10 protein-coding genes are annotated in these 12,706 nt (G+C 43.3%); all 10 read right to left on the reverse strand.

Features of this window, described 5'->3' with window-relative positions:
* Positions 1-3: 3 nt before the first annotated feature.
* Positions 4-1,179, reverse strand: coding sequence for an exo-alpha-sialidase (locus tag NST65_RS15415; protein WP_111926707.1), 1,176 nt, complete (start codon positions 1,177-1,179; stop codon positions 4-6).
* On the reverse strand, positions 1,176-2,582 hold the full coding sequence (locus tag NST65_RS15420; RefSeq protein WP_024426026.1) for a sodium:solute symporter family protein: 1,407 nt from the start codon (positions 2,580-2,582) through the stop codon (positions 1,176-1,178). Before NST65_RS15420 ends, NST65_RS15415 begins: the two co-directional genes overlap by 4 nt.
* A gap of 63 nt (positions 2,583-2,645) precedes the next feature.
* Complete coding sequence (locus NST65_RS15425) at positions 2,646-3,818, reverse strand: iron-containing alcohol dehydrogenase (protein WP_268436286.1); 1,173 nt, start codon at positions 3,816-3,818, stop codon at positions 2,646-2,648.
* 7 nt (positions 3,819-3,825) lie between these two features.
* Positions 3,826-4,725 (reverse strand): 4-hydroxy-tetrahydrodipicolinate synthase, encoded by a 900-nt coding sequence (gene dapA, locus NST65_RS15430; RefSeq protein ID WP_065215177.1) that lies wholly within the window; start codon positions 4,723-4,725, stop codon positions 3,826-3,828.
* Positions 4,726-4,904: 179 nt separating this feature from the next.
* Entirely contained in the window at positions 4,905-6,191 is a 1,287-nt protein-coding gene (locus NST65_RS15435) for a heme ABC transporter ATP-binding protein (RefSeq protein WP_065215176.1), read from the reverse strand.
* Positions 6,188-7,246, reverse strand: a complete 1,059-nt coding sequence (locus NST65_RS15440) for an iron ABC transporter permease (protein ID WP_041115703.1) — start codon at positions 7,244-7,246, stop codon at positions 6,188-6,190. Before NST65_RS15440 ends, NST65_RS15435 begins: the two co-directional genes overlap by 4 nt.
* A complete protein-coding gene (locus NST65_RS15445; protein ID WP_065215175.1) occupies positions 7,212-8,162 on the reverse strand; it encodes an ABC transporter substrate-binding protein in 951 nt (316 codons plus the stop codon). The genes NST65_RS15440 and NST65_RS15445 overlap by 35 nt, the downstream gene beginning before the upstream one ends.
* Positions 8,163-8,310: 148 nt before the next feature.
* A complete protein-coding gene (locus NST65_RS15450) occupies positions 8,311-9,726 on the reverse strand; it encodes a glycoside hydrolase family 28 protein (RefSeq protein WP_111926713.1) in 1,416 nt (471 codons plus the stop codon).
* 20 nt (positions 9,727-9,746) lie between these two features.
* A complete protein-coding gene (locus NST65_RS15455; RefSeq protein WP_061110078.1) occupies positions 9,747-11,240 on the reverse strand; it encodes an altronate dehydratase family protein in 1,494 nt (497 codons plus the stop codon).
* On the reverse strand, positions 11,237-12,694 hold the full coding sequence (locus NST65_RS15460; RefSeq protein WP_111926714.1) for a tagaturonate reductase: 1,458 nt from the start codon (positions 12,692-12,694) through the stop codon (positions 11,237-11,239). Before NST65_RS15460 ends, NST65_RS15455 begins: the two co-directional genes overlap by 4 nt.
* Between the last annotated feature and the right edge of the window lie 12 nt (positions 12,695-12,706).

Below are 12,706 nucleotides of genomic sequence, written 5' to 3' on the forward strand. Positions count from 1 at the left end.
CAGTTAAGAAGTGCGATTGACCCATTCTTCTGTCACACACACATATTTGATCGCCTGCCGATAATACGTAAACGCAATATGCAGCTTCCCGTCTTTTCCTTCCGTGATGGATGGATAAGAATACTCTCGATTTAGTTTATCCTTTGAATTGTTTGTCATCGCATATCCATCACCCACTTCAAGGTTACGTCTGATAGGCCATGTATTACCATTATCCTCAGAGAGCGCCAAAGTCATTGGTGCACGCGGTGTTCCCCAAAACGCTGGACGTGCTTCTGTATCAACCGCCGTGCGCGTATCGCCTTCATCCTCAATTTCATCGTATAAAGAAGCTCTTCTTTCTGTTTGCTCATCCGCATTGATATGATTATAGACTAGGGCAAGATGCCCATTTTGGAGCACGGTAAATTGAATGGATGAATTATTATTGGGCAGCTCCGTCGCCTTTGGCTCAGACCATGTCCGTCCATGATCGACGGAACGGCTGATATAAATCGAATCAGCAAACCGGCTTCTAAAGAGGGCTATGAGGGACCCGTCTGCACACTTTCCAATATTCATATGAACACAGCCCGTGCTGTTTGGTACAATGACCTCATCCCATGTCTTTCCTTGGTCGGATGAAATTTTCACAGCACTGACATCCCGGTTCCCTGTCCATTTGACGCCTGGAATGGTCTTACAATAGAAGACGGGCAGCAGCCAATCTTGATTATCCAGTACAACAATCGGCTGCCGTATAAACGTACCCGGCTGTTCAAACAAAGTATCAATCTCACCCCATGTCTCACCTCTATCCTCTGATAGCCGGTATCTCACGATGGCGGTATCTTGATTCCCAGATAGCTGCGCGGTATACAGCAGCCATAGTCTGCCATTTCCCTCTTGAAACAGAACTGGATTTTGTTCAGAGCGTGCAGGATCGTTAGATAACTTCACTGCCTCTGTCCACTTGTTACTTCCCCGTTTGAGTCTCGACATATAGATTGAGATATCAGGTATTCCCTCCTGCGTTCCGCCAAACCAAACACATAATACATCTCCATTATCCAGCTCAAGTAGATTGGCCGCATGATTTTGCACACAGTCTGTTGGCAGAAAGGCTTCTTTTCTCTCTGTATCTTGTTCATTTTGTCGCAAAATTCCATCTATTTTCATCATAGTCTCTTCATTTGTCATGACAATTCTCCTTTCAATGATTGATCCTTTTTAGCAGGCGGACTGATAAGTCGATCGATTACCAGCACAAGGAAAGGAATGATAATGGCAATATACATATTATCGATTCCGAACGGATTATCGAGTAAATACCAAACCGTCGTTGTAACACCTGAAGCAGCAAGGCCAATGGTCGCCCCTCTATTTGAATTAAAGTATGGCAAGTAAAAGCCCATTGCTGCTACAACGGCGATCGATGTTCGAAGCGCCCTTGTAAAAAAGGAAAGGGACAGCAGCTCCGGCGCAAGTGCCACTCCGACAAGAGGCACAATTCCAACGAGTACAGCCACATACCTCGTGATTTTCATTCTCTGCTCTGGTGTTGGATTCATTTTCGGTACATAAAAATCATCCATAATTAAGGTTGTCGTCGCAAGCGCGACCGTCGACACACCGACAAAGATGGATGCCACAAGCGATGTTGCCACAATGGCACTCAAAATTGGATTCATATGCTGTAAAAAGACAGGGAAGGCATAAATAGGATCAATGTCTGGATACAAATAATGTGCAGCTACACCGATCACACCAATCGCAACGGCGAGCGGCAAACAAAGCAGAGCTGCATAAAGTGTCGATTTCTTTGCCTCACGCTCACTTTTCGACGAGGTGATTGCTTGAATAATAAACTGCGTAGCAAAGATGGCTCCCATGTTTCCTATAAACCAAGCTCCAATTGTCCCCCATCCAATTGTCCCGTCCCATGTAAAGAAATGATCAGGCATCGTTTGTTTCATCGGTTCAAAGCCTTTTGTTAAATAAAGGGCTACCCCTAGTGTAATTAAAATCCCCGCATACTTCACGATCGAATGAAGGATCGTGACCCATGCTACCCCTTTCATTCCTCCGAATGTAAAATAAAATGTACTCACAACGGCCGTAATGATCGCACAGGTCATTAAAGGAAGCCCTAAAATGGATGCAATAGCAGCTGACCCACTTAAATAGTTTCCTAGATTCACAAGCAGTAATGCAGCAATCATAATAACAGAAACAACTAGCTTCGTTGATTTCCCAAACTTCTGATCGATAATACCTGAAATGGTGTACTGCCCTGTTCGATAAAACTTGCCTACTAAGAAAAAGGAAAAGATAAAAAAGGCGATAGCAACGGTCACAATAGACCATGAAGCAGAAAGCCCATGCGTAAAGGCAGATTCTGCAGTTCCAACAGTGGATTTCGTTCCAATGAATTCACTCATGAGCAAAATACCGACTACAATGGCTGGAAGTGACTTAGCAGCATTGTTAAATTCTGAATTGGATTTACTGCGGAAACGCATCGTCAGCCAAGTCGTAAATAGTATATAGAGAATAATGACGATCAAAATAAATGTGATGACAGAACTGCTTAAGACATTCATTTAAAATCCCCCTTTGTGTGCAAGCCGTGTGAAGCAACTTCTCATGTCCCATCCAATGAAGCATTAAGCGTCAAGCAGTTTCATGTATACCTGTTCAATTTCGGAAACAGACATTGGCTTTGGATTGTTGTCCATTAATCTCTTCACCTCTGAAGCTGCTTGAGCAAGTACCGGTACATCCTCCTTCGACACGCCAAAAGCTTTGAGCTGCTGTGGAATGTGTAAATCCGCTGTCCATTCTTCAATTTGATGAATCACACGCTCTGCAAGATCCTGCTTTGTGTGAGCTCCCGCTAGTCCTATTACTCTTGCCACATGTTCAAGCCGATCAATGATATGATCTGCATTAAAAGCAGTGACATGCGGAAGCAGCATGGAATTAGCAACACCATGAGAAATCTTGTATTTCCCCCCTAATGGATAAGCCATGGCGTGAACAGCCGCAGTTCCGGCACTTGTAAGCGCCATTCCCCCATACATAGCACCAACAAGCATATTTTCTCTTGCCTTCATATGATCCCCGTGATGATACGCTTCCTGAATACTTCCTGAAATCAGCCGCATCGATTCCAAGGCAAACATGTCACTGAATGGATTGGCTTTATTTGAAATATAAGATTCAAGCGCATGCGTAAAAGCATCCATACCTGTAGCTGCGGTAATAGATTTCGGCAAGTTGAGAGTAAGTGCAGGATCTAAGATGACAAGGTCTGGCAAAAGATGCGGACTAACCATTCCAATTTTCAGTTCCTTTTCTGGAAAAGTCACAATTGCATTTGGTGTCACCTCAGATCCCGTACCAGATGTTGTCGGAATGAGAATCGTCGGCACTCCCCTTTTTTCCACAAGGTTTGTGCCAACGAGAGCAGAAATCGGCTGATCGTTTGTCTTAAGAACAGCTAGAATTTTTGCAGCATCAAGGACACTCCCGCCACCAATGCCAATAATGGCGTCATGCTCTCCTTTTAAAAAGGTGTGGAATACGCCCTCGATATTTTCTTCTGTTGGTTCAGGTTTGATTTCTGTACTTATCTCACTTGCTATCCCCTTTTTCGCAAGTTCTCTTTTGATGTGATCTGCATAACCAAGTGATACGATAGATGGCTGCGTTAATATAAAAATGGATGTGAGTCCGCTAAGCCCTAAACTATCTAATTTCTCCCCAAGAAGGTCTAAAGAACCTGCGCCAGATACAATGTGTGATGCCGTCTGAAAGTGATAATGCGTGATCGTCATCTCTTCACTACTCCTTTGCCGCTTTTCCTTGTTTGCGATAGTCTTCAACCATTTGTGCCACAGCTTCCAATGCCTCACCTGACAGCTCTTTTACAGGGCTTTTGGGCGGGCCAACCGGAATTCCATAAAGCTCTGCTGCCTTTTTCAAAGGCGCTGGTAATGTCCCTAAACCGAATGTTGCTCTTAATGGCTGCAGCTGCTTCTGGAAGTGCTCACTTTCGTCAAGCTTCCCTTTTCGAAAAGATTCATAGAGTCCAACGACAGTTTCAGGAAGTACATTTGCAGTTGCTGCGACCGCCCCTGCTCCGCCGAGTTTCAAGGTATCCAAAATGAGTGAGTCCGTACCTGCAAGGACAACAAAATCTTCATCTTTTGTGACATCCAGATATGCCTTGATATTTTCAATGTTTCCACTGCTATCTTTAATGCCTAGCACATTCGGCAGTGCACTGAGCCGAGCAACCGTCTCTGGTGCTAGAGATACTCCTGTTCTAGATGGAATGTTATAAAGCAGAATCGGAATATTCACATTCTCAGATATGTGACGAAAGTGCTCATACAGCTCTTCTTGGGTTGGTGCAACAAAGTAAGGTGTAATGATAGACAGAACATCTACCCCTCGATCTGCCAGTTTGTTTGACAGCCTGATGGTTGCCTCCGTACTATTTTCACCTGCTCCAATGAATACCGGCACTCGTCTGCCAACAGCATTCACGACAGTTTCAGCAATTTGAAGCTTTTCTTCCTCTGAAAACAAATGAAACTCTCCATTTGTGCCTAAAGCAAAGATGCCGTGTACACCTGAGTCGATCAAACGATTCACTAATTGCGTTGCCACTTCGGGATGAAAATGTTCTTCCTCAGTAAGCGGTGTCAAAATAGCTGGTATAATCCCTTGAATGTCCAAATAATCCTCCCTTTCTTATGTGTTGCATTTTTAAACACGTCATATTTTAAGCGCTTTCATATTTTTTATTATAAAAGGATTGCGATTTAATTAGCAACACTTTTTGATTTTTCGTTATATTAAGTTCATTTCTTATGCAGCTGTTGATGTTTTCAACAAAAAAAGCGAACCATTTTGGTTCACTTTTGAATGGCATTCAACTTTTGAAGAAGCCCATGCACCTTTTGTCCTAATCCTTCGTGTAAAAGGTCAGCATCTTCCGTTTCATGCGTATTGGGTGTAGCAATACAAAGATGATGGATTGGAATGCTTGTTTCTTGCTTCATGATGTGCATAAGCTGCCCCATGAGCTGAACAGCTGCTCCGTCTGTTAAAGATCGTTTCAGGATAAGCCAAATGGCCAACTCTTCTTGCTGAAGCATGCCGTAAAGGATCATATCGTCTTCGGCGTCTTCTGCGGCAAATTGTGCTAATCCGTTAGCTTGCTCGAAAAACAGCATATCTTCAGATGACTCTAGCTGCTCATGAAGCGTCTTCGTTCCCGTTCCAATAGACCTTTTCCAAAAGAACCCGCCGTTTTTCTTATGTGAGGAAAGGATGCGAAGAGGCTGATTAATGGAAAACGTCATTCCTTCTGAGCTATAAGTCCTCCAGCCATCCGCTATGTTTACAATTGATGCTTTTGAAGGGGCTGCAGGCTCAACCATCAGCTGGGGGTTAGCCCTAAATGGATGCTGGAGCGGTGTCACATTTGTTTCATACACACGGTTGATTCGTTCAGTGGTCAAGACGTGATGCGGCAGTCCTAACATGTCTGTCTTTCCTTCATGTAGTAGCAGCAGGCGATCACAATATAAACTAGCAATGTTCACATCATGGAATACGCCAATGACCGTTAACTTAGAGGAAGTCGTTTCTTCTTTAATTAAATCAAGCAAATCTTTTTGATAGGCTAAATCAAGGAAACTCGTTGGTTCATCCAGCAATAAATATTCAGGCTGCTGCGCCAATGCCTGTGCTAAATATACACGCTGCTGTTCTCCTCCGCTTAACTCATGGATGGATTGATTCTTAAACTGTGCAACACCCGTTTGTTCCATTACTTTGCTGACGACCTGCACATCTTCTCGCGTGACAGATTGCAGCCACCCTTTTTGATATGGATAACGACCGAATTGGACGGTTTCTTCCACCGTAAATGAAAAAGCTTGGTCCGTTTTCTGCGGCAGAACTGCCATCTTTTGCGCAAGCGCCTTTGGCTGATAGGATTGAATAAGGTGACCGCCGAGACGCACCTCTCCGCTCATAGGTGCTAAAATCCCTGCCATCATTTTAAGAAGGGTCGTCTTACCGCTCCCGTTTGGACCGAGTATACCGAGAAATTCTCCTTGCTTCACTTCAAGATTAATGCCTCGAATGACCTCTTTCTCTCCATATCCACCTCTGATTTCCTTCACTTGAATCATACGTGCGTCCCCCCTCTATATTTACGAATGAGGATGATGCCAAATACAGGTGCACCAATTAACGCAGTAATGATGCCAATCGGTAATTCAGTCGGCTCAATGATGGTACGGGATAACACATCTGCTAATACAAGAAAGGAAGCACCGTTCAGCATAGATAAAGGCAGCAGATGCCGATGATCTGTGATAGTTAAGAGGCGGATAAAATGCGGAATCACAAGTCCTACAAAACCGATCGTCCCTGATACCGCTACTGCACTTCCGGTCAGGATCGAGCCCGCCAGCAGCACAATATATTTGCTCCTTTTCACATGAACACCTAATAGCTTTGCCTTCTCCTCGCCATACGTCATCACATTCAAATCCCGCCCCATCAACATTAACGCAAAGGTCCCAATAAGAAAGAAAGGAAGAAAAAGCACAATATAACGCCAGCCCCTCATGGACACACTGCCAAGCAGCCAATGAATGATCTCTTTTAGATCATCACCTGTTAAAGCAATCATCAATGAAATGAGCGCACCCAAAAAAGAGCTGAAAATTACTCCTGTCAAAATTAAAGAAGAAATGCTCATCCCCCGATGAACAAGACGCGCAAAAAAGAGAACGAGACAGAGGGTCACAAGCGCTGTTGTCATACTGAATAATGGCAGTGTGAAACTGCCAAAAAGCGGGAGCTGCAAGCTGAAAAACAGGGTCGCTACGGCTCCAACTGATGCCCCTTGAGATACCCCCAGCGTATAAGGGTCAGCGAGAGGATTTTTTAATAAACCTTGAAAAGCTGCACCAGATAACGCAAGTGCTGCTCCGACTAATGCCGCTAATATGACTCTTGGCAGCCGAATGTTCATCATAATATTGCGATCGATGGAATCAATGGTTCCAAACTGCACTCCGAATAGTTCATGAACAAATATACGAAGAATAGAAGGAATGGGAATCCCTAAGCTTCCAAAGGAGATTCCCATTCCAATGCTCATCACAAGAAGTAAAACACTTAGTGTATATGCGATGATCAATTTATTTGAACGTGTCAGGATAGACGTTTTTCGCAAGAGCCTCGACTCCTTCAACCAATCGCGGTCCCGGTCTTGATGCGAGATCCGTATTCAATTGAAAGACTTGTTTTTCTTTCACTGCTTTCATTGCATTCCAGCCGTCTCTTTTTTTCAAATCAGATAAGCCTGATCCATCAATTGTAACGATGACATCAGGATTTCGCTTGATGATCGATTCTTCCGTCATTTGCACCCAGCCAGTTTGATCACCTGCAGCATTTTTGGCATGGATAACAGAAAGCATTTCATCCATAAATGTATTTTTACCAGTTGTATAGATTTCAGGTGCACCTGATACTTCGACAAAGACTGTTTTTTGCTTGTCTTTCGAAATCCCCTCTGCTTGTTTCTTGATGTCATTCAGCTTTGTTTTCATTTCGTCTACAAGCTTTGTTGATGCTTCTTTCACGCCGGCTGCTTCACCGATCATATTGATTGATTTGTACACATCCTTAAAGGATGTTGCATCATTTACAGTCAGCACTTGGATCCCTGCATCTTCAAGCTGTTTAAATCCATTTTTTGATCCCATCTGAGATGCATGTGCTAAGACAAGATCTGGCTTTAAGGAAATGACCTTCTCGACATTGAATTCAAGTCCGCCAATCTTCTCTACCTTTTCGACTTCCTTTGGATAATTGTCAAAGTCTGATCGTCCAACCATTTTATCTCCAAGACCGAGTGCATAAGCAATCTCCGTATTACTTGGAATTAACGAAACAATTCGTTTAGGCTGTTCTTTGATTTCGACTGTTTTGCCAGCTGCATCTTTTATCGATACGGGAAATGCCGCAGTGGCCGTTTCTTTATTTTGTGACCCTTTTGCTTTGTGATCTGTCTCAGCGCCTGCACATCCTGCTAAAACACCCATCACAAGCAATAACGATAGCCAAATAGCTGTTAACTTTTTCATGAGTGAACCCCCTGGTTTATGTACTGCTTAACGAAATCTCTTTCGTCAATTCTTTTCTAATTTCGGGAATATTATACTACAGTGCAGATAGGTTGTATATGTGATTTCTAAAAGCGTCTTTTCTGTTCATAAAACAAAAAAACAGCCTCTAAAAAGACTGTTTTTCACTCTTCAATGAATTGATTTGTTCTCCATTGATGACGACTTTCTGAAAAGCAGGAAAAACGGCATGCTCTAAAGATAATGGATACGCCACATCATCTATGACACAATCTTTCATTTTAAAGTGAGTCACAGGAGAATGTGCATATGCGGCTATTTTCACACCATATCGTCCGCCGCTGCTTTTGAGTCCTTCCACTTCAATATGACGTACAACAGGACGATGCGGACCAGCATCTCCTTCCTCATACATCATGTCGATACAGACCACTTCATGCTTTAGACTTTTGACTGTATTGTTTTTAAAATAAATATGTTCAATGGTGCCGCCTCTGACAGAGTTGGTTTTAATACGCAGTGCCCGGTCAAGGTTCGGACTGTCCATGACATTATCTTCTGCATAAACATGCCTTACTCCGCCAGAGATTTCGCTCCCGATCGTCACACCGCCGTGTCCATCCCGCATCTCATTTCTACGAATGACAATGTTTTCAGATGGAATCCCTATTCTCCGTCCATCCTCGTTTCTGCCCGATTTGATGGCAATACAATCATCTCCGTTATCAAAATAACAATCTTCAATGAGCACATTCCGGCAAGATTCCGGATTGACACCATCTGTGTTTGGTCCATGCCCAATGATTTTAACGCCGCGGACGATGACGTTATCACTTAACACAGGATGAATTTGCCACATCGGTGAATCCTTCACTGTCACTCCTTCGATTAGCACATGCTGACATTGGTATGGCTGAATAAAGCTCGACCTTAAATAATGACCTTCTCCAAATACCCTTTCTTCTACCGGTATTCTCTTTTCCGCCATTTCAAACAAAAGCTGGCGATCCCGATCCTGAGAGGGCTGGCCATTTGTCCCATACTTCCAGGGCCACCAATGATGCTCATCCCCTCTGCCATCAAGGGTTCCGGCTCCAGTTATAGCGATGTTTTCTGCATGGTGTGCATAAATGAGAGGTGAATAATTATAAAGTTCAACCCCTTCATATCTTGTCAGTACAAGAGGCAAGTAATCCTTTGGGTCTTGGCTGAATGTCACATAGGCTTTCTCATGCAGATGAAGTTCTACATTGCTTTTCAATTCTAAAGCACCTGTCAAAAATGTCCCTGCTGGGATCAGCACCCGTCCCCCTTTCAACCGATGCGCATCATCAATGGCAGACTGAATAGCATTTGTAGAAAGCTCTTGCCCTTCCGCATCTGCTCCATAATGCACCACATTCAATTCACGATCTGGGAACTGCGGTGCTTTTATCTGCTTTAGCACTTGATCAATTCCGTTTACTTTTTTATCTTTCTTCCCTTGCTTTGCTAAACGAGCAATTCCAACTCCAGTTAATACCGTTCCTGCTGTGATATACATCAAATCCCGTTTTTTAGACACTTTCTCATCCCCCAGTCGCCTTAAAGTGTGACACCTGTTTTGAAAATAGCCAGCTCTCTAAAATTGTTTTTTTCATGATTTAACAGCTTCCCGCTCGCCACATCAATGACAGTTGAAATGAATTTTTCTAATACAACATCTTCCGGTACATCTTCAAGCAGTTCTCCGGCATTAAAGTCAATCCAGTGCTTTTTTGTTTCATATAAGGCTGTGTTGGTCGAGATTTTCATTGTTGGCACAAACGTACCAAAGGGTGTCCCCCGGCCTGTTGTAAACAGGACCATTTGACAGCCAGAAGCAGCAAGTGCAGATGAAGCAACTAAATCATTACCAGGTGCACTTAATAGGTTCAATCCCTTTTGTTTCAGCAGCTCTCCATATTTCAATACATCTTTAATATCAGAAGTACCTGCTTTTTGTGTACAGCCAAGAGATTTATCCTCTAATGTCGAAATTCCACCTGCTTTATTTCCCGGGGAAGGATTTTCATATACCGGCTGTCGATGATCCATGAAGTATTGTTTAAAGTCATTGATCATTTGCACAATATTGTCGAAAGTCGCTTCTGATGCTGCTCTCTCCATTAAAATCGTTTCAGCACCAAACATTTCGGGCACTTCTGTCAGCACAGTTGTTCCGCCTTGCGCGACAAGAAAATCGGACAGTCTGCCTAAAAGCGGATTTGCGGTAATACCAGAGAATCCATCTGATCCTCCGCACTTCAAGCCAATTTTCAGCTCAGATAACGGAATGTCTTCACGATGATCTTCTTTCGCCGCATCATAAATTTCCTTGAGTAAAGCGACTCCCGTCTCAATCTCATCTCCTACTTCTTGGCTTCTTAAAAATTTCACTCTCGTACGGTCATATTCACCTAATGTGGACTGAAAATCCTCAATGTCATTGTTTTCACAGCCAAGTCCAAGAACGAGTACTCCTCCAGCGTTAGGGTGCTTCACCGCATTTTGTAAAATGGTTTTGGTATTTTCATGATCGTCCCCAAGCTGTGAGCAGCCATAATTGTGCTTTAATACAAGGGCTGTTTCAAAAGGATGGATGTTTCCACCCATTTCAGCGGTGAATATTTGGATCATTTGATCGGCGATGCCATTCACGCATCCAACGGTAGGAACAATCCAAAGCTCATTGCGGATTCCGCTTCCGCCATTTTTTCGTTTATACCCTTTAAATGTAAGATTCGTTTTTTCATAGGGGTTTTCTGATAATGAAGGCTGGTATTCGTATTCCAGCTTGCCAGATAGATTGGTTTTGATATTATGCGTATGCACCCATTCTCCAGCAGAAATAGCAGTCACTGCATGACCAATGGGATAGCCATATTTGATAATATTCTCTCTTTGCTTGATTTCAGCCAATGCAAACTTATGACCTTTGGCGACGGTCTCTTTTAAGATAATCGTATGTCCTTGATGCTGCAGCTCCTCCCCTTGCTCAAGTCCTTTTAAAGCAATACCGACATTATCTGAAGGGTGGATGACAATAAAGTCTTTCATGCTTTCTCCCCCTGACTTTCATATTGATGAAGCATCATTCGATGAACAGCTGCTCTCATCCCATGCGTCTGTATGAGGGTAAGCTGATCAGCTACAGCTTGACTCAATCCATTTATATCTGTTAAATCTCTGCCCCATAATGACTCGCATGAAAGAATTTTCGCTGCAACTCCTTCATTAGAATGGTTTTCCTCGTCCCATGCTTCCTTCATGAGCGTTAGCACAGTTTCATCATCCTTTACCCTTCCTGCATGTGCTCTGTAGAAATAAATGAGACTGCTAAGTGAAAACACAAGTTTCATTGGCAGCTGTTTCTTTCGCTCGACATAATCAAGCAATGACGGAAGATTACGGGTTCGGAATTTGGATACCCCATTCAGCGCAATATCCAGCAATTGATGCTTTACAAATGGATTGCAAAAACGATCCCAAACGGATTGTGTATAAAGAAGAAGCTCATCTTCAGGGAGTTCAAGCCCTGGCAATACTTCCTCCTTCAGCATACGCCGGATGAACGGACCAACATGCTCATCATCCACAGCTTCCTTTACAGTTTCTAAACCGCATGAATAGGCAATCGGCACCATCGCCGTATGTGCACCATTTAAAATTCGTACCTTGCTCATACGATAAGGCGCAATATCCTCTACAAAAAGTACATTTAATCCTGCTTCTTGAAAGGGGAGCTCCTTTTTCACAAAAGCGGGCGCTTCAATGACAAAAAGATGATAATATTCTGCCGTGACAAGCAATTCGTCGATATACCCTTCTTCCTTTCGTACGATGTCAGCCGCTTTCTTAGAGAATCCAGGGACAATCCGGTCCACAAGCGTATTACAAAACGTGTTGGCTTCCTTAATCCATGTAAAAAACGCAGGCGGCAGTTCCCACTCAGCTGCCATACGGATCACATATTCCTTCAATCGATCACCATTTTGTTCAACCAATTCACAAGGCAGAATGATCAGTCCTTTCTGCTCATCTCCAGCAAATGCTTTAAACCGGTGATACAAGAACGCTGTCAGCTTTCCTGGAAAACTGGCTTGCGGCCGATCCTCCAAACGATCCTCCTTTCTGAGCACAAGTCCTGCCTCTGTCGTGTTTGAGAAAACAAAGCGGAGATCCGGGTTTTCCGCTATGTGTAAAAATTCCTCGTAATCCGTATACGTACTAATTCCTCTGCTAATCGATTGGATGATCATACGTTCATTCATTTCTTGCTGGTCATGATATCCCTGAATACATAATGTGTACAAGCCATCTTGTTCATTTAATACTGCTACCGATCCTTTTCGAGGAGGAACAACAACCGCTCTTCCTTTAAAATCTGTGCAGTCGTTCAGCTTCTGGATGTGCCAATTGATAAATCCTCGCATAAAATTTCCTTCACCAATCTGCAAAATCGTTTCCGGATACTCAGGTGCCGGATATATGGCTTTTGATAATCGTTTCAAATGGATTCCCCT

The sequence above is a fragment of the Bacillus sp. FSL P4-0248 genome, from assembly GCF_038593305.1.
In the GTDB taxonomy this organism is placed as follows: domain Bacteria; phylum Bacillota; class Bacilli; order Bacillales; family Bacillaceae; genus Bacillus; species Bacillus safensis.